Below are 18428 nucleotides of genomic sequence, written 5' to 3'. Positions count from 1 at the left end.
GGTCGGGGGAGGAAGGCTGTTACCATTCCCAGATTTTTGACGGCGTGATCACCGCAGGCAGCGGGATATCCCACTCTTCAACCGGCAGCGTGTTGACGCCCTGGCAGTCGTGGGCGTAGCCGATAGGTTGCAGACCGTACTCGCGCCAGTTTTGCAGAGTTCTGTCGTAAAAACCGCCACCCATTCCCAGACGTTGTCCGTGTTCATCAAAGGCCACCAGCGGAGTGATCAGAACATCAAGCTGATGAAGCGGCAGCACATCGCGGACGTCCAGTTTCGGCTCCTGGATTTTCAGGCGGTTGACCACCAGTTCGCTATGGGGATGATAGTGCAGAAAAAGCAGATTACCCGGGCTAAACGGATGCAATACTGGCAGGTAAACACGTTTGCCGCTGCGCCAGAGCTGTTCAATGAGCGGTTGGGTATCGAGCTCACCATCGAACGAGAGAAACAGCGCGACGGTATGCGCCATCACGACCGACGGGTACGCCATCATACGAGCGGCCGCTTGCTGTGCAAAATGTGCTTGTTGCTCAGGGGTCAGTTCCCGGCGTCGCTGGCGAATCAGTTTGCGGATTTCTTGTCGTGATGAAGGAAAATCAGGAAGTTGCGTCATGGTAGTAAGTAAAAGAAGGGAATCTCCGAGATGCCGCCGCAGGCTGTAACCCTTGAACCCTTGGTTCAAGGTGAATGTGTCGTCATGATTTTAAGGCTTCTCGGACGAACCGAGCATGCTCACCAACCATGGATCGCCACATTCTTGTGGTATGAAATATCGGCTCAGGGGACTGGCCCGCTTGCGAACATCTCAGAGAAATTTTTTCTTCAAGGTCACTCTACCACAACTGACCCTGAAGTGTTATTCAAACTTTGGCCCCGGTCTTTCTGTTATGCGACCCTGATCAAGCAATGCCTGTTCGATGGTCTGCTGTAACATCCGAATACGCTGCTCCATGTTGGCGGCGTACTCACGGGTTTTTGCCTTTTCCTGAGTCAGCTCATAGCTGATGTTCAGCGCGGCGATAAACACCAACTGCTCAGTATTGGTGACTCTAGTGCGAACTTTCAGATCTTGCAACCGCTGATTCAGATCCTCCGCAGCCTGATTGAGAGCATCCCTCTGCTCAGGCGGGCAGTTCACTCGCAGTGAACGGCCAAAAATTTGGATATCGACGGGTTGTGCAGACATGCCACCTTCCTGCTGTTTGACTGCGCTCTGCCTTCGCATTCGAGCCCTGGGCTGCGAAGGGGCGACACTATAAGCTAGCCTGGCGCGTGCTTTCAAGTTTTTTGCGTCTATACCTTAATGATTCAGCGTGCATGCAAAGGCATGGAACGTGAAGCATCACGGGTATATCACCAGGGGCCAAAGTGGTAGCATATCATGAATATTCCCCCCAACGACGACGAATGCGCATGTCTATACAGAACGAAATACCTGGTTACAACGAAGTAGGCCAGCTACTCAACCAACAGGGCGTGGGATTACTTCCTGCTGAAATGCACGGTCTTATCGCGGGGATGCTCTGCGGTGGCAATAATGACAGCTCCTGGCTGCCGCTGCTGCATGACTTGACGAATGACGGACTGGCGTTCGGTCACGAGCTGGCGCAGGCACTGCGCGCCATGCACGCCGGCACCAGTGACTCACTGGAAGACGACGGTTTCCTTTTCCAGCTCTATCTGCCTGAGGGCGATGATGTGAGCGTGTTTGATCGCGCGGATGCGCTGGCAGGCTGGGTGAACCATTTCCTGCTGGGGCTGGGGGTTACGCAACCCAAACTTGATAAAGTCACCGGCGAAACCGGTGAAGCAATTGACGATCTGCGTAATATCGCGCAGTTGGGCTATGACGAAGAAGAAGATCAGGAAGAGCTGGAGATGTCGCTCGAAGAGATCATCGAATACGTGCGTGTCGCGGCACTGCTGTGCCACGACACCTTTACGCGCCCACAGCCGACCGCACCCGAAGTGCGGAAGCCGACATTACATTAATTCGCCTTGCAGGGAGTAGGTGTCATGACACAGCTTGAGTTTCTCCGTCGTCGCCAGGCATTACTGGCGCAGATGGTGCCTGGAAGCGCCGCGCTGATTTTCGCTGCGCCGGAAGCAACCCGCAGCGCGGACAGCGAGTATCCTTATCGCCAGAACAGCGACTTCTGGTACTTCACCGGCTTTAACGAGCCTGAAGCGGTACTGGTGCTGATAAAGAGCGATGACACCCACAACCACAGCGTCCTGTTTAACCGCATACGGGATAAAACCGCTGAGATCTGGTTTGGCCGACGTCTTGGGCAGGACGCCGCGCCGGAAAAACTGAGCGTTGATCGTGCGCTGGCGTTCCCGGATATCAACGAACATCTTTATCAACTGCTCAACGGCCTTGATGCGGTATATCACGCTCAGGGCGAATTTGAGTATGCCGATAAGGTCCTGTTTACTGCGCTGGATAAGCTGCGCAAAGGTTCGCGGCAAAACCTGAAGGCTCCCGCCACGTTGACCGACTGGCGCCCGATCGTGCATGAAATGCGTCTGTTCAAGTCCGCCGAAGAGATTGAAGTGATGCGTCGCGCCGGGGAGATCTCCGCACTGGCGCACACACGTGCGATGCAGGTTTGCCGTCCGGGCATGTTCGAATACCAGCTTGAGGGCGAGATTCATCATGAATTTAACCGCCATGGCGCGCGTTTCCCCTCTTACAACACCATTGTCGGCTCCGGCGTCAACGGCTGCATTCTGCACTACACCGAAAATGAAAGTCAGATGCGCGACGGGGATTTGGTGCTGATTGACGCAGGCTGCGAATATATGGGCTATGCCGGAGATATTACCCGCACGTTCCCGGTGAATGGCAAATTCAGCCCGGCGCAGCGCGAAATTTATGACATTGTCCTTGCATCGCTGACGCGCTCCCTTGAGCTGTTCCGCCCGGATACCTCGATTCAGGAAGTGACCGGTGAAGTGGTGCGTATCATGATTAGCGGCCTGCTGAAGCTCGGTATTCTTAAAGGCGATGTGGAAGAACTGGTGGCGAATAACGCCCACCGTCCGTTCTTTATGCATGGGCTAAGCCACTGGCTGGGGCTTGATGTGCATGACGTGGGTGTTTATGGCCAGGATCGCTCCCGCAAACTGGCCCCAGGTATGGTGCTGACTGTTGAGCCCGGACTGTATATCGCACCGGACGCCGATGTACCGGAACAGTACCGCGGGATTGGTATTCGTATCGAAGATGACATTGTGATCACAGAAAGCGGCAACGAAAATCTGACCGCCAGCGTGGTGAAAACGGCGGATGAGATTGAGGCGCTGATGGCGGCGGCGCGCCGATCATGAGCGTGATTATTATTGGCGGCGGCATGGCGGGAGCAACGCTGGCACTGGCCATTTCACATTTAACCTCAGGTCAACTGCCCGTTCATCTGGTGGAAGCCACTGCGCCGGGGGCGGGCAACCACCCGGGGTTCGATGCTCGCGCAATTGCACTGGCGGCGGGAACCTGCCAGCAACTGGCCCGTGTTGGGATCTGGCAGGCGATAGCCTCCTGCGCGACACCGATTTCGACGGTTCACGTCAGCGATCGCGGGCATGCCGGTTTCGTTACCCTGGATGCGCAGGCGTATCGTCTTGATGCACTCGGTCAGGTGGTAGAGCTGCATGATGTCGGTCAGCGGCTGTTTAGCCTGCTGCAAAAAGCCCCGGGCGTTACTGTGCATTGTCCGGCGAGCGTTCGCCAGTTTACCCGTGATGCCCTGCAGGTCTGTGTGACGCTGGATAATGGCGAGTCAATTATCGGTAAATTGCTGGTGGCGGCAGATGGTTCCCGCTCCGCCGTAGGTGAGCAGTTGGGCATCAGTCAGCAGCAATCGCCTTATCATCAGGTCGCGGTGATTGCAAATGTGACGACTTCGGTGCCACATCAGGGACGCGCATTCGAACGTTTTACCGAACATGGCCCGCTGGCCATGTTACCGATGTCGCAGGGGCGTTGTTCATTGGTGTGGTGCCACCCGCTGGAAAAACAGCAAACCGTGGCCGCCTGGTCTGATGAACGTTTCTGTCATGAGCTACAAAAAGCGTTCGGCTGGCGGCTCGGGCGCATTACGCAGACCGGCAAACGCACCGTTTATCCCCTGGCGTTGAACTGTGCATCCTCGACCATTTCTCATCGTGCCGTGTTGGTGGGTAATGCGGCGCAAACATTGCACCCGATTGCCGGGCAGGGTTTTAACCTTGGCATGCGCGATGTAATGACGCTGGCGGAAACGCTGGCGCAGGCCGCAGGCGCGCAGCAGGATGTGGGGGAGTTCCCGGTGCTGACCCGCTATCGCGATCGTCGTTATGCGGATAAAAAATCGACCATTGGGGTGACCGACGGGCTGGTGCATCTGTTCGCGAACCATTGGGCTCCGTTGGTTGTTGGACGCAATATCGGGCTTATGGCGATGGATCTATTCACCCCGGCGCGCGATGCGCTGGCGCAGCGAACCCTTGGTTGGGTTGCGCGTTAAGGATCAAAGGAGCGTTAGAGTGCAGAGTGTTGATGTTGCGATTGTCGGCGGCGGTATGGTGGGGCTGGCGCTGGCGTGCGGGTTACAAGGTAGCGGATTGCGTGTGGCGGTGCTTGAGCAGCAGCTTCCTGCGCCGCTGGCTGACGATGCGCCCCCTGCGTTACGCGTTTCAGCGATCAACGCTGCCAGCGAAAAACTGCTGAGTCATCTGGGCGTGTGGTCAAACATTATTGCCCGTCGCGCGGGTTGCTATCACGGCATGGAAGTGTGGGATAAAGACAGCTTCGGGCGTATTGCTTTTGATGACCAGAAAATGGGGTACGATCACCTTGGCTACATCATTGAAAATGCGGTGATCCATCAGGCGTTGTGGGATAAAGCACAGCAATGCCCGGATGTGACAACGCTTGCCCCAGCGGAGCTGCAACAAGTTGCGTGGGGCGAAAATGAAGCCTTTCTTACGTTAAAAGATGGCACGATGCTGACTGCGCGGCTGGTGATCGGTGCCGATGGCGCTAACTCCTGGCTGCGTAACAAAGCCGATATTCCACTGACGTTCTGGGATTATCACCATCATGCTTTAGTGGCGACTATCCGCACGGAAGAGCCCCATCAGGCGGTGGCGCGCCAGGTATTTCATCACGATGGTATTCTCGCCTTCCTGCCGCTTAGCGACCCGCATCTCTGCTCAATTGTCTGGTCGTTGCCTCCGGAGCAGGCAAAGGCCATGCAGCAGGCAAGCGATGAGGCGTTTAACCAGGCGCTGTGTATGGCGTTTGATAACCGCCTTGGGCTTTGCCATGTGGAAAGCGAGCGCCAGGTTTACCCGTTGACCGGGCGTTATGCACGTCAGTTTGCCGCGCATCGGCTGGCGCTGGTGGGCGATGCCGCGCACACCATCCATCCGCTGGCCGGGCAGGGCGTAAACCTTGGCTTTATGGATGCGGCGGAGTTAATTGCCGAACTGCGTCGTTTACGCACCGAGGGCAAAGATATTGGCCAGCACCTTTATCTGCGTCGCTATGAGCGCAGCCGCAAACACAGTGCGGCACTGATGCTGGCCGGTATGCAGGGATTTCGCGAATTGTTTGCCGGTGCCAACCCGGCGAAAAAATTGCTGCGTGATATTGGCCTGAAACTGGCCGATACGCTCCCCGGTGTGAAAAGTCAGTTACTGCGTCAGGCATTAGGCCTGAACGATCTCCCTGAGTGGTTACGTTAACCCCGTCACATTTTCCCTTCCCGGTAACGGGAAGGGCTCGCACTTCTCATTTGAAATAATCTAATTTCACCGCTTTTTTCAGATTAGATTTTCTCATGTCATGTTTTTTCTTATGCGGCAAAATTCGCTTTTTTGCGGAGTGAAATGCTGGAAATGACCCTGGCATTCCCCTTTTTGTAATGGTTTGTGCACTCATTACGTCATTCATCCAGTGTAATCATCTTATCCGTTTTTGGGCTAAACAGGTCATAAGCTAATGTGATGGCCCATTTTACCTTATGGTTAAGCGCCGCTTTCGGTGATAAGTTCAGGCGAAAGAGAACGTTTGCGTCGCGGCCTGCAACAGGTCGTGAACCCGGCTTTTGGCGGCGTGATTAAACGCCACCGGCGAGCGTGATGGCTCAGCTTATTCGACGAGGAAAAGATGGCTCAGCAGACCCCTTTGTATGAACAACACACACTGTGCGGCGCCCGCATGGTGGACTTCCATGGCTGGATGATGCCGTTGCATTACGGCTCGCAGATTGATGAACATCATGCAGTGCGCACCGACGCTGGTATGTTTGATGTGTCGCATATGACCATCGTTGATCTCAAAGGTGCACGCACCCGCGAGTTTTTACGCTACTTACTGGCTAACGATGTCGCGAAACTCACGAAGCCCGGTAAAGCGCTTTACACCGGCATGCTAAACGCCTCGGGCGGTGTCATTGATGACCTGATCGTTTATTACTTCACTGAAGATTTCTTCCGCCTCGTTGTTAACTCCGCCACCCGCGAAAAAGACCTCTCCTGGATTGCCCAACACGCTGAACCCTTCGCCATTGAACTCACCGTGCGTGATGATTTGTCGTTGATCGCCGTCCAGGGGCCGAACGCGCAGGCGAAAGCCGCGTCATTATTCAGCGATGCACAGCGCAGCGCGGTTGACGGGATGAAACCTTTCTTTGGCGTTGATGTTGATGGACTTTTTATCGCGACCACCGGTTATACCGGTGAAGCGGGCTATGAAATTGCGCTGCCAAATGAACGTGCGGCTGACTTCTGGCGGGCATTGCTGGGCGCGGGTGTTAAACCTTGTGGCCTTGGCGCGCGCGATACGCTGCGTCTGGAAGCCGGTATGAATCTGTATGGTCAGGAAATGGATGAAAGCGTTTCTCCGCTGGCGGCCAATATGGGCTGGACCATTGCCTGGGAGCCGCAGGATCGCAATTTTATCGGTCGTGAAGCGCTGGAAGTACAGCGGGAAAAAGGCACTGAGCAACTGGTTGGGTTAGTGATGACCGAGAAAGGTGTGCTGCGCAACGAACTGCCGGTACGCTTCACCGATAGCCAGGGCAATGTGCAAGAAGGCGTGATCACCAGCGGAACCTTCTCACCGACGCTTGGCTACAGTATTGCACTGGCGCGCGTTCCTGCTGGTATTGGCGAAACAGCAGTGGTGCAAATCCGCAACCGTGAAATGCCGGTCAAAGTGACCAAACCGATTTTTGTGCGTGCTGGCAAAGCCGTCGCGTAACCTTTTTTTATCTGGAGAGATTGAGATGAGCAATGTACCTGGCGATCTGAAATACAGTAAAGAACACGAGTGGCTGCGCAAAGAGGCGGACGGTACCTACACCGTTGGTATCACCGAACACGCGCAGGAACTGCTGGGCGATATGGTGTTTGTTGACCTGCCAGACGTGGGGACAACCGTTGCTGCGGGTGACGATTGCGCCGTGGCGGAGTCGGTAAAAGCCGCGTCGGACATTTATGCGCCTATCGGCGGTGAAATTGTCGCGGTGAACGACGCGCTGAATGACGCGCCTGAACTGGTTAACAGCGAGCCCTACGGTGAAGGCTGGATCTTCAAAATCAAAGCCAGTGACGAAGCGGAAGTGGCTGCGCTGCTGGATGCCACGGCTTACGCGGCGCTGCTAGAAGACGAATAAATACGCGTCATTCTTCGCGTTGCAAACGCGGTAACCTCCTCGCCCACCCCGGTCACCTGCTGATGTAAGCGTCTGGGGAGTGGCTATGTTACCGCCCTCCTGCAACGCGAATGAATGAGTTAGCGTATTCAGATAATGTCCAAACACGATTCACTGCACGTTTCAGGAACCATCGCTCATGACACAGACTTTAAGCCAGCTTGAAAACCGTGGCGCTTTCATTGAACGTCACATTGGGCCGGATGCTCAGCAACAGCTGGAGATGCTGAATACTGTTGGCGCGGATTCATTAAATGCACTGATCGGCCAGATCGTGCCAAAAGACATCCAGCTTGCCACTCCGCCGCAGGTTGGAGAGCCAACCACCGAATTCGCGGCCCTGGCCGAACTGAAAGCGATTGCCGGACGTAACAAGCGCTTTAAGTCTTACATTGGCATGGGCTACACCGCCGTGCAGCTACCGCCGGTTATTCTGCGCAATATGCTGGAAAATCCGGGCTGGTACACCGCCTACACCCCTTACCAGCCGGAAGTGTCACAGGGTCGTCTGGAAGCACTGCTCAATTTCCAGCAGGTGACGCTGGATTTGACCGGGCTGGATATGGCTTCTGCGTCATTGCTGGATGAAGCCACTGCGGCGGCTGAAGCGATGGCGATGGCGAAGCGCGTCAGCAAACTGAAAGGGGCGAATCGCTTCTTTGTTGCGGACGATGTTCATCCGCAAACGCTGGATGTGGTCCGTACCCGTGCCGGAACCTTCGGGTTTGACGTGATTGTGGATGCCGCCGACAAAGTATTGGATCACCAGGATGTGTTCGGCGTGCTGCTCCAGCAGGTGGGCACCACCGGTGAAGTACACGATTACAGCGCGCTTATTACCGAACTGAAAAACCGCAAAATTATCGTCAGCGTCGCTGCCGACCTGATGACGTTGGTATATTTGACTGCGCCAGGTAAGCAGGGAGCTGATATTGTATTTGGCTCCGCGCAACGCTTTGGCGTGCCGATGGGCTACGGTGGCCCGCATGCGGCTTTCTTTGCCGCAAAAGACGAATTCAAGCGCTCTATGCCTGGCCGTATTATCGGCGTATCTAAAGATGCCGCCGGTAATACCGCGCTGCGCATGGCGATGCAGACGCGTGAACAGCATATCCGCCGTGAGAAAGCGAACTCCAACATTTGTACTTCACAGGTTCTGCTGGCCAATATCGCCAGTCTGTACGCGGTTTTCCACGGTCCGGTAGGGCTGAAACGCATCGCCGGGCGTATTCACCGCCTGACCGATATCCTGGCGGCGGGTTTGCAGCGTAAAGGTCTGAAACTGCGTCATGCGCACTACTTCGACACGCTGTGTGTGGATGTGGCGGATAAAGCCGCCGTGCTGGCCCGCGCTGAAGCGCAGGAAATTAACCTGCGCAGCGATATCCTCAACGCCGTGGGTATTACGCTGGATGAAACCACCTCCCGTGAAGATGTGTTGGCGCTATTTACGGTGCTGCTGGGGGATAATCATGGCCTGGATATCGACACGCTGGACCAGGACGTGGCGCTCGACAGCCGTTCTGTTCCGCAAAGTATGCTGCGTGACGATGCTTTCCTGACGCATCCGGTCTTTAATCGCTACCACAGCGAAACTGAAATGATGCGTTATATGCACTCGCTGGAGCGTAAAGATCTGGCGCTGAACCAGGCAATGATCCCGCTGGGATCCTGTACCATGAAGCTGAACGCCGCAGCGGAAATGATCCCCATCACCTGGCCGGAATTTGCGGAGCTGCACCCGTTCTGCCCGCCGGAGCAGGCGGAGGGTTACCATCAGATGATCGCTCAGCTCTCTGACTGGCTGGTTAAACTGACCGGTTATGATGCGCTCTGTATGCAGCCGAACTCCGGCGCGCAGGGCGAATACGCAGGTTTGCTGGCTATCCGCCATTATCATGAAAGCCGCAACCAGGGGCACCGCGATATCTGCCTGATCCCAAGCTCCGCCCACGGAACCAACCCGGCATCGGCACAGATGGCCGGTATGCAGGTGGTGGTGGTCGCGTGTGATAAAAACGGCAATATCGACCTTGCTGACTTGCGCGCGAAAGCCGAACAGGCGGGCGATAATCTCTCCTGCATCATGGTGACTTACCCGTCTACTCACGGTGTTTATGAAGAGACGATTCGTGAAGTCTGTAACGTGGTGCATCAGTTCGGTGGCCAGGTTTACCTGGATGGCGCGAACATGAACGCCCAGGTTGGCATTACCTCGCCGGGCTTTATTGGCGCGGATGTATCGCACCTTAACCTGCATAAAACATTCTGCATCCCGCATGGCGGCGGCGGTCCGGGCATGGGGCCAATTGGTGTGAAAGCGCATCTGGCACCGTTCGTGCCGGGCCACAGCGTGGTGCAAATCGACGGGATGCTGACCCGTCAGGGCGCGGTGTCCGCTGCGCCTTTCGGCAGCGCGTCGATTCTGCCTATCAGTTGGATGTATATCCGCATGATGGGCGCTGAAGGGTTGAAACAGGCCAGCCAGGTCGCGATCCTCAATGCCAACTACATTGCCAGCCGTCTGAAAGGGGCGTTTCCGGTGCTGTATACCGGCCGCGATGGCCGCGTGGCGCACGAATGTATTCTCGATATCCGTCCGCTGAAAGAAGAGACCGGCATCAGTGAGCTGGATATCGCTAAACGTCTGATTGACTATGGTTTCCATGCGCCAACCATGTCGTTCCCGGTTGCCGGAACGCTGATGGTCGAACCGACTGAATCAGAAAGCAAGGTCGAACTGGATCGCTTTATTGACGCGATGCTGGCGATACGTGGCGAGATCGATCGCGTGAAACAAGGTGAATGGCCACTGGAAGATAACCCACTGGTGAATGCGCCACACACGCAAAATGAACTGGTTGCTGAATGGAACCACGGTTACAGCCGCGAGTTAGCAGTATTCCCGGCGGGTGTGGTCAATAAATACTGGCCAACGGTAAAACGTCTGGATGATGTTTACGGTGACCGTAACCTGTTCTGCTCCTGCGTACCGGTAAGCGAATATCAGTAGTGTGGGAATAAGGCTATCTTTTAAGGGCGCTTCGGCGCCCTTTTATTATGGGAGAGGATAATGGCGATAGCGTTAGTCACCGGTGCCAGCCGGGGTATTGGACGGGCGACTGCACTGCTGCTGGCGCAGGAAGGGTACAACGTGGCGGTGAATTATCAGCATAATGCCCAGGCGGCTGATGAGGTGGTGGCACACATCATCGCACAGGGCGGTAACGCTTTTGCGGTGCAGGCGGATGTCAGCGATGAAGCGCAGGTAGACGCTCTGTTTACCCGTATCGACCATGAAGCGGAACCGCTGGTGGCGCTGGTAAATAATGCCGGGATCTTGTTTCGGCAAAGCCGGCTGGAGCACCTGACCGCTGAACGTATCAACCAGGTGCTAAGCACCAACGTGACCGGTTATTTTCTGTGTTGCCGCGAAGCTGTAAAACGCATGTCTTGGCAGTATGGTGGGCAGGGGGGCGCGATTGTGAATGTTTCATCCGCTGCGGCGCGAACCGGTTCCCCTGGCGAATATGTTGATTATGCTGCCTCGAAAGGCGCGGTTGATACGCTGACGATCGGGTTAGCGTTGGAGGTAGCGGCCTGCGGGATCCGGGTCAACTGTGTTCGCCCAGGTTTTATCTATACCGACATGCATGCCAGCGGCGGTGAGCCGGGGCGTGTTGATCGCGTGAGCAGTGTGATACCGATGCAACGTGGCGGGCAACCCGAGGAGGTTGCGCAGGGGATTGCCTGGTTACTTAGTGATAAAGCGTCGTATGTGACGGGGAGCTTTTTAGATTTGGCTGGGGGGCGGTAAAGACCCTCACCCCGGCCCTCTCCCTGGAAGGGAGAGGGGGAAAACGACGGTCATCCATCACCGATACATTCCCTCTCCCCTGTGGGGAGAGGGGAGGATGAGGGGAAAAGCACGGTCATCTTCCGCAGACCTGTTCCCTCTCTTCGCCAGGGTATGAGACCGGGTAAGGAAATATCCTCTGTCACCGGTACATTCCCTCTCCCCTGAGGGGAGAGGGCCAGGGTGAGGGGAAAACTGACTCAGAGGTTTTCGCCGTTGCTGGCAATCACCGCTTTGTACCAGTTAAAACTCTTCTTCCGCGAGCGTGACATATCGCCCGTGCCATCATCATGCTTGTTCACGTAAATGAAGCCGTAACGTTTGCTGTACTGACCCGTTGTGAACGACACACAGTCGATGCATCCCCACGGGGTATAACCCATCAGGTCGACACCGTCGTAAGTTACCGCTTCCACCATCTCTTTGACGTGTGCGCGCAGATAGTCGATACGGTAATCGTCGTTAATACTGCCGTCGTCTTCGACTTTATCGTACGCACCAAAACCGTTTTCGACGATAAACAGCGGCTTCTGGTAGCGCTCGTAAAGTTCGCACAGCGCATAACGCAACCCTACCGGATCAATCTGCCAACCCCAGTCAGATGCTTTCACATGTGGGTTGGGAACACTGCCCTGGAAACCAGACAGTGCATCACCGGAACCGCCTTCCGCTTTTACGGCGTTGGTCATGTAGTAGCTAAAACCAAGGTAATCGCAGCAGCCTTCACGCAGGATGGCTTCATCACCTGCTTCCATTTTGATCGTGAAACCGCGACGTTCCCATTCATTCAGCACATACGACGGGTAGTAACCTCGTAATTGAACGTCGGTAAAGACATAGCGTTCACGCATTGATTCCTGCGCATACATCACATCTTCAGGCTTACAGGAGAATGGATACAGCGGCACCATTGCCAGCATGCAGCCAATTTTCATGGCGGGGTTAATGCGATGACCAATCTTAACTGCCATGGCGCTGGCCACGAACTGGTGGTGCAGTACCTGATACATGGTTTCTTCGGGGTTTTCATGATCGGTGTAGACCACGCCAGAGCAGCAGTAACCGAACAGTGGCGCGCGCCAGTTGCGCTGGTTGTTGATTTCGTTGAAGGTCATCCAGTATTTGACCTTGCTTTTGTAGCGCTCAAAGACCACTTCCGCAAAGCGTACGAAGAAGTCGACCACGTTACGGTTCGTCCAGCCGCCGTATTCCTGCACCAGATGCAGCGGCATTTCGAAGTGCGACAAGGTAATTACCGGTTCGATGTTATATTTCAGCAGTTCATCGAACATGTCATCGTAGAACGCTAACCCTTCCTCATTCGGTTGCTGTTCGTCGCCTTTCGGGAAAATACGCGTCCAGGCGATGGAGGTGCGGAAACATTTGAAGCCCATTTCCGCAAACAACTTGATGTCTTCTTTGTAATGGCCGTGAAAGTCGATGGCTTCATGGTTGGGGTAATATTTACCCGGCTCAACGTGCTGGGTGATTTCGCGTGGTACGCCGTGTGCACCGCCGGTCAGCACGTCGCAGATGCTGGGGCCTTTACCGCCCTTATTCCAGCCGCCTTCAACCTGGTGTGCAGCGACGGCGCCGCCCCATAAAAAGTCTTTCGGTAAGGTTAATTTTTTCATCTTTGCTTTTCTCGTCATATTTGCTGGTAACGAGTCTAACAAAGGGGGATTAAATGTCACGATATAACAAATTACCTGGCCAGTAATTTGTTACATCAAAAAAACAACCTGTTTTTTTATGCTATTCTTTTCGCCAGTTTTCTTCCCAGCGTCTCCAGAATATAAATGACCGGGATTTGCGTCGTAATATCGTAGCCGCCGGTAATGCGGGTCTGTGGAATATGCCAGGAGATATTAAAGTCCGCCAGTTTCGCCAGTCGTGAATGCTCGTGGCTGGTGACAGAGAGCACTTTACAGTGATGCAGACTGAACTGGCTGGCAAAACGGAGGATCTCTTCTGTCTCACCGGAGACGGAGAGTACAATTGCCAGCGCGTTTTTCGCCATATCATTCGTTACCGGGAAATAAGGGTCATCGATATGGTTACTGAATTTCCCGACATTAGAAAAGAACCGTGCGCCATATTTTGCTAATGCGCCTGATGTTCCCGCGCCGACAAATATAATGCGCTCAGAGGATAATATGACATCGACAGCACTATCGAGTAATTTATCAAACTCTTCGTTATTTACCCCTTTAAAAAAGCTGATAATTTCGCTGGCGCCAAAATTAGGTTGCTGGGGTTCATTTTGTTCCAGATATAATTTAAAACGCACCCGGAACTCAGAATATCCTTCACAGTTGAGTTTGCGGCAAAAGCGCAACACCGTCGTTGTCGATACGTCCGCCGCGTCGGCCAGTTCGCGAATTGTCATATACATCACTTTGTCACGATTCTTGACGACAAAGTTATAGACCATCATCTCCAGATTATTGAGGCTGGCGATGGCCGAGTGAGTAAACATCGTCACGGCGGTATCCTTTACTTTTTGTTAACGTCACCCATCTTATGCACGGTTGGTCTGGGCGTGCGCACATGCTGCCATAACTCTGCTGGTGTTGCCCCGACTTTTGCGCGGCGTGTCACCCTTTGGCCGGCAAATATTCAGATACGATATTTATTTTAGCGTACAGGTGTGCACTGGAATCATTCTCAGTTACTCTATGATCGCAACGTTTTAAGAGTTCTTCCCGGAGTTAGCTATGGCGCAGAAACCATTAATCGCACAGGGATACACACTGGCAGAGGAAATTGCCAACAGCATCAGCCACGGTATCGGGCTGGTGTTTGGTATTGTCGGTCTGGTGCTGCTGCTGGTGCAGGCAGTGGACAGTAACGCCAGTATGATGGCTATCACCAGTTACAGTCTTTATGGCGGCAGCATGATTTTGCTGTTTCTCGCTTCTACGCTTTACCATGCGATCCCGCATCAGCGGGCAAAGATATGGCTGAAGAAATTTGACCACTGTGCGATCTACTTGTTGATTGCCGGTACCTATACGCCATTTCTGCTGGTCGGTCTGGATTCGCCGTTGGCGCGCGGGCTGATGATTGTCATCTGGAGCCTCGCGTTGTTGGGTATCCTGTTCAAACTCACCATTGCACACCGGTTTAAGGTATTGTCGCTGGTGACGTATCTGACGATGGGCTGGCTGTCACTGATTGTGATTTACCAACTGGCCACCCGCTTGTCGCTTGGCGGCGTAACACTGCTGGCGGTGGGGGGACTGGTATACTCGCTTGGCGTGATATTTTACGTCTGCAAGCGGATTCCTTATAACCATGCTATCTGGCACGGTTTTGTGCTCGGTGGCAGTGTCTGCCACTTCCTGGCGATCTATCTGTACGTCGGACAGGTTTAGCCTTTCTTGCCGGGGGGCGCTTGCGCCAGCCCCGGCTTCATCAAACTATTCTTCTGATAGTGAGTAGGGCAGCGGCTCGATGCTTAAGGTATTTGCATCGTCGCGAACGCGAAATACGCTGCCAGGCTCCATATCGTTATTCATCACGACTTGCACTAACAGGCGTCCATCATCAAGCTGGACAGAGGCCAGTACGGTACCAGTACGACGCCAGTTTTCCCCCATCTGCATTTCGAGGTCTTCACCGGCTTCCGGAGCACGGCTGGCCTTGCCTGCCAGATACCACAGCGCGCGTTTGTTTGCGCCGCGGAATTTCGCACGAGCCACCATTTCCTGCCCGGTATAGCAACCTTTTTTAAAGCTGATGCCGCCGAGCGCCTGCAGGTTGGTCGCCTGCGGGATAAACTGTGCGCTGTTCGGTGTATCAATAACCGGCAAACCGGCTTCGATGTTCAGTGACAGCCATTGTTGGCTGTTATTCAACTGTGCTTCGCCGCGCAGTTTCTCTGTAACCCGTTCGGCGGTTGCGACATCGGTCACCAGTAGAAAGCGCTCAGCGGGGTGGGCAAACCACAGGAGGGTGGTCGCACCATCCTGAACAACCTGTTTTTCCGCATCCGGCAGCGTCGTAAACAGATCCGTCAGCGCGGCGCGCGCCTGGAAACCGGCCACGCCCAGTAGCACATGTTCGTCATCGGGGGCTATCGTGACTTTTGAAAAGACAGCGTATTTTTTCAGCTCGGTCAACTGCGATTCACGCACGCTGCGGCGTAAAATCCAGGCAAATCCATCCTGGTAGTGGAACAACCGCATATTGCTCCACATTTTACCTTTAGAATCGCAATGCGCCGCCAGCAGATGCTGTTCAGGGGGCATTTTCGCGACATCGGCGGTTACCTGGCCTTGCAGGTATTTTTCGCTGTCGGCGCCGGTGATGGTCGCCAGTGCCCAGTCATCGAGCGTCATAAGCGTCAGCGGCAGACGTGCGGATGCGGTCGGCTGGCGCGGAGGAAATGGTGTAAAAGCCATAATAATGTCCTGATTAGCTTAACGCTGTGTTGGTGCTTAATGGTAAAAGAGCCATTGTTCAATGCAAGCGATAAAGCACGCGTTTTGTGCCATTGTGAAAGCCTTGCGAGCGACTGCGCAGGGGAATGAAATTTTTGCAGACCATGCGATTTATTCCCTGAGCGTCCTCGTAAGGATAAATAATCCGCAAAAGAAAGCACAAAAACACGTTACAATAGGCCCCATTATGCCTACGCAGGGAGAAGAACATGGATATTAATAACAAAGCCCGTATCCACTGGGCGTGCCGCCGTGGAATGCGCGAACTCGATATCTCCATCATGCCTTTTTTTGAACATGAGTACGACACGCTGAGCGATGACGACAAGCATCTGTTTGTGCGCCTGCTGGAAAGTGATGACCCGGACTTATTTAACTGGCTGATGAATCATGGCAAACCTCAGGATGCGGGGTTGCAGAGAATGGTGCAGTTAATTCAAACACGGAATCGGGAACGTGGTCCTGTGGCAATCTGATTTACGCGTCTCATGGCGCGCGCAATGGCTCTCTTTACTGCTCCATGGTCTGGTGGCGGCGCTGATATTGCTGATGCCATGGCCATTGAGCTATACGCCATTGTGGCTGTTATTGCTATCGCTGGTGGTTTTTGACAGCGTACGCAGCCAGCGTCGCATCAATGCCTGCCATGGTGAGATCAAACTGCTGATGGAGTCACGTCTACGCTGGCAGGGCGTTGAGTGGAATATTGTCGGTGCGCCGTGGATGTTACGCAGCGGTATGATGCTGCGGTTACGCCGTGAAGAAGACGGACGACGCCAACATTTGTGGCTGGCGGCGGACAGCATGGATGCACAGGAGTGGCGCGATCTGCGCCGGATGCTCTCTCAAAAGTCGGCGCAGGGGCTGCATTAAGCGCGAGACGGTGTGTAATCAGGCTAGCCGTTCCGCCATTTCCAGCAGGATCTGCTCGCACCAGGCCTGAATGCGCGTTTCGCTCAGATCGTACTGGTTGGTTTCATCAAGCGCCAGGCCAACGAAAAGTTGGCCATCGGCGATGACCGGTTTCTTGCTGGTAAACTCGTAGCCCTCAGTTGGCCAGTAGCCGATAAATGTCACGCCTTTGGGTGCCAGTTTGTCATGCAGCATGCCAAGTGCGTCGAGAAACCATTCGCCATAGCCGAGCTGGTCGCCCATCCCGTACAACGCGATGATTTTTCCATCGAGATGCAGGTCGTCAAGCTGCTCCCAGATGGCTTCCCAGTCTTCCTGCAATTCGCCGAAATCCCAGGTGGGAATGCCGAGGATCAACGCATCATACTGCTCCATCAGCGCAGGGGCGTCGTCTTTCAGGTTGTGCAACGTCACCAGTTCCGGCCCGATAACATCGCGAATTTTTTCCGCCGCCATTTCGGTGTAGCAGGTGCTGGAACCGTAAAACAGACCAATATTCATAACGTAAACTTCTCAATGCTTAATGTCTCTTTGCGAGCAGTGTACCAGAATCGTACGGCAATCAGGCATAATGCAGCGATTGAGAGAAGGAGGCGCAGATGGAACAGGATCTGGCACGCATTGAGCAGTTTCTGGATGCTCTCTGGCTTGAGAACAACCTGGCGGAAAATACCCTCAGCGCTTATCGTCGCGACCTGAAGAGCGTCGTGGAGTGGCTACACCATCGGGAAAGCAGCCTCGAACAGGCGCAAAGCGAGGATTTACAGGCGATATTGGCGGAGCGCGTCGACGGAGGGTACAAAGCGACCAGTTCGGCACGTTTGTTGAGCGCTGTGCGGCGTTTTTTTCAGTACCTGTATCGTGAAAAAATTCGCAGCGACGACCCCAGTGCGTTACTGGCCTCGCCAAAACTGCCTCAGCGCTTGCCCAAAGATTTAAGCGAAGCGCAGGTCGAACGATTATTGCAATCACCGGTGGTTGACCAACCGCTGGAGTTACGCGATAAAGCGATGCTTGAAGTGCTCTATGCCACCGGCCTTCGTGTTTCTGAACTGGTGGGATTAACGATGAGCGACATCAGCCTGAGGCAGGGGGTGTTGCGGGTAATCGGTAAAGGCAATAAAGAACGTCTGGTGCCGTTAGGCGAAGAAGCGGTTTACTGGGTGGAAAATTACCTTGAATATGGTCGTCCCTGGCTGCTTAACGGCGTATCAATAGATGTATTGTTTCCGAGCCAGCGCGCGCAACAGATGACGCGACAGACATTCTGGCATCGTATCAAGCACTATGCTCAATTGGCGGGCATTGATAGCGAGAAGCTGTCGCCGCACGTGTTGCGCCATGCGTTTGCCACGCATCTGCTCAACCACGGCGCGGATTTGCGTGTAGTGCAAATGTTACTGGGGCATCAGGATCTGTCGACAACACAAATTTATACGCATGTGGCTACAGAGCGGCTGCGTAAGCTTCATCAACAGCATCACCCGCGGGCGTGATACTGACAATCTA

At 54.4% G+C, this 18428-nt stretch carries 18 protein-coding genes and 1 other RNA gene; 12 read left to right on the top strand and 7 right to left on the bottom strand.

The window, feature by feature from the left end:
* Positions 1-19: 19 nt before the first annotated feature.
* The 3 genes from GA0061071_RS15425 to zapA form a co-directional block, all read right to left on the bottom strand.
* Entirely contained in the window at positions 20-616 is a 597-nt protein-coding gene (locus GA0061071_RS15425) for a 5-formyltetrahydrofolate cyclo-ligase (RefSeq protein ID WP_088237741.1), read from the bottom strand.
* A gap of 18 nt (positions 617-634) precedes the next feature.
* A non-coding RNA gene (gene ssrS, locus GA0061071_RS15420) (6S RNA) lies at positions 635-818 on the bottom strand.
* A gap of 41 nt (positions 819-859) precedes the next feature.
* Positions 860-1189 (bottom strand): cell division protein ZapA, encoded by a 330-nt coding sequence (gene zapA / locus GA0061071_RS15415; protein ID WP_061493235.1) that lies wholly within the window; start codon positions 1187-1189, stop codon positions 860-862.
* 227 nt (positions 1190-1416) lie between these two features.
* Here zapA and GA0061071_RS15410 point away from each other — a divergent pair, with 227 nt between their 5' ends.
* From GA0061071_RS15410 to GA0061071_RS15375, 8 genes are all read left to right on the top strand, one after another.
* Positions 1417-1995: a YecA/YgfB family protein gene (locus GA0061071_RS15410; protein WP_088237846.1), complete on the top strand. Its 579-nt coding sequence runs from the start codon at positions 1417-1419 to the stop codon at positions 1993-1995.
* Positions 1996-2019: 24 nt separating this feature from the next.
* Complete coding sequence (gene pepP / locus GA0061071_RS15405; RefSeq protein WP_061493237.1) at positions 2020-3336, top strand: Xaa-Pro aminopeptidase; 1317 nt, start codon at positions 2020-2022, stop codon at positions 3334-3336.
* The gene (ubiH, locus tag GA0061071_RS15400) at positions 3333-4511 is read left to right on the top strand and encodes a 2-octaprenyl-6-methoxyphenyl hydroxylase (protein ID WP_088237742.1); all 1179 of its coding nucleotides are present in this window, start codon (positions 3333-3335) and stop codon (positions 4509-4511) included. Before pepP ends, ubiH begins: the two co-directional genes overlap by 4 nt.
* Positions 4512-4530: 19 nt before the next feature.
* Positions 4531-5733, top strand: a complete 1203-nt coding sequence (ubiI, locus tag GA0061071_RS15395) for an FAD-dependent 2-octaprenylphenol hydroxylase (protein ID WP_061493239.1) — start codon at positions 4531-4533, stop codon at positions 5731-5733.
* A gap of 424 nt (positions 5734-6157) precedes the next feature.
* Positions 6158-7252 carry a glycine cleavage system aminomethyltransferase GcvT gene (gene gcvT, locus GA0061071_RS15390; protein WP_088237743.1) on the top strand — a complete coding sequence of 365 codons (1095 nt, stop codon included), beginning with the start codon at positions 6158-6160 and terminating at the stop codon, positions 7250-7252.
* Between the two features lie 25 nt (positions 7253-7277).
* Positions 7278-7667 carry a glycine cleavage system protein GcvH gene (gene gcvH, locus GA0061071_RS15385; RefSeq protein ID WP_088237744.1) on the top strand — a complete coding sequence of 130 codons (390 nt, stop codon included), beginning with the start codon at positions 7278-7280 and terminating at the stop codon, positions 7665-7667.
* Positions 7668-7845: 178 nt separating this feature from the next.
* Positions 7846-10719 (top strand): aminomethyl-transferring glycine dehydrogenase, encoded by a 2874-nt coding sequence (gene gcvP / locus GA0061071_RS15380; protein ID WP_088237745.1) that lies wholly within the window; start codon positions 7846-7848, stop codon positions 10717-10719.
* Between the two features lie 60 nt (positions 10720-10779).
* Complete coding sequence (locus GA0061071_RS15375; RefSeq protein WP_088237746.1) at positions 10780-11523, top strand: SDR family oxidoreductase; 744 nt, start codon at positions 10780-10782, stop codon at positions 11521-11523.
* Positions 11524-11762: 239 nt separating this feature from the next.
* On the opposite strand, the gene GA0061071_RS15370 is transcribed toward GA0061071_RS15375, so the two are convergent.
* Both GA0061071_RS15370 and GA0061071_RS15365 read right to left on the bottom strand, forming a co-directional pair.
* Positions 11763-13196 carry a 6-phospho-beta-glucosidase gene (locus GA0061071_RS15370; protein WP_088237747.1) on the bottom strand — a complete coding sequence of 478 codons (1434 nt, stop codon included), beginning with the start codon at positions 13194-13196 and terminating at the stop codon, positions 11763-11765.
* 116 nt (positions 13197-13312) lie between these two features.
* A complete protein-coding gene (locus GA0061071_RS15365) occupies positions 13313-14041 on the bottom strand; it encodes a MurR/RpiR family transcriptional regulator (protein ID WP_061493245.1) in 729 nt (242 codons plus the stop codon).
* A gap of 238 nt (positions 14042-14279) precedes the next feature.
* Between GA0061071_RS15365 and trhA the strand changes: the two genes are divergently transcribed.
* Positions 14280-14939, top strand: coding sequence for a PAQR family membrane homeostasis protein TrhA (trhA, locus tag GA0061071_RS15360; protein ID WP_061493246.1), 660 nt, complete (start codon positions 14280-14282; stop codon positions 14937-14939).
* Between the two features lie 45 nt (positions 14940-14984).
* Here trhA and ygfZ read toward each other — a convergent pair whose 3' ends face one another.
* The gene (ygfZ, locus tag GA0061071_RS15355; protein ID WP_061493247.1) at positions 14985-15968 is read right to left on the bottom strand and encodes a tRNA-modifying protein YgfZ; all 984 of its coding nucleotides are present in this window, start codon (positions 15966-15968) and stop codon (positions 14985-14987) included.
* 248 nt (positions 15969-16216) lie between these two features.
* Between ygfZ and sdhE the strand changes: the two genes are divergently transcribed.
* Entirely contained in the window at positions 16217-16483 is a 267-nt protein-coding gene (sdhE, locus tag GA0061071_RS15345; protein WP_061493249.1) for an FAD assembly factor SdhE, read from the top strand.
* Positions 16464-16880, top strand: a complete 417-nt coding sequence (locus tag GA0061071_RS15340) for a protein YgfX (protein WP_061493250.1) — start codon at positions 16464-16466, stop codon at positions 16878-16880. The genes sdhE and GA0061071_RS15340 overlap by 20 nt, the downstream gene beginning before the upstream one ends.
* A gap of 18 nt (positions 16881-16898) precedes the next feature.
* Here the strand turns inward: GA0061071_RS15340 and fldB are convergent, their stop codons facing one another.
* Positions 16899-17420, bottom strand: coding sequence for a flavodoxin FldB (fldB, locus tag GA0061071_RS15335; RefSeq protein ID WP_061493251.1), 522 nt, complete (start codon positions 17418-17420; stop codon positions 16899-16901).
* A gap of 98 nt (positions 17421-17518) precedes the next feature.
* Between fldB and xerD the strand changes: the two genes are divergently transcribed.
* Positions 17519-18415, top strand: a complete 897-nt coding sequence (xerD, locus tag GA0061071_RS15330; protein WP_088237748.1) for a site-specific tyrosine recombinase XerD — start codon at positions 17519-17521, stop codon at positions 18413-18415.
* Positions 18416-18428 lie beyond the last annotated feature (13 nt).

Source organism: Kosakonia oryzendophytica (assembly GCF_900094925.1).
Taxonomy (GTDB): Bacteria; Pseudomonadota; Gammaproteobacteria; order Enterobacterales; family Enterobacteriaceae; genus Kosakonia; species Kosakonia oryzendophytica.
This window is presented reverse-complemented; position numbering and strand designations above follow the sequence as displayed.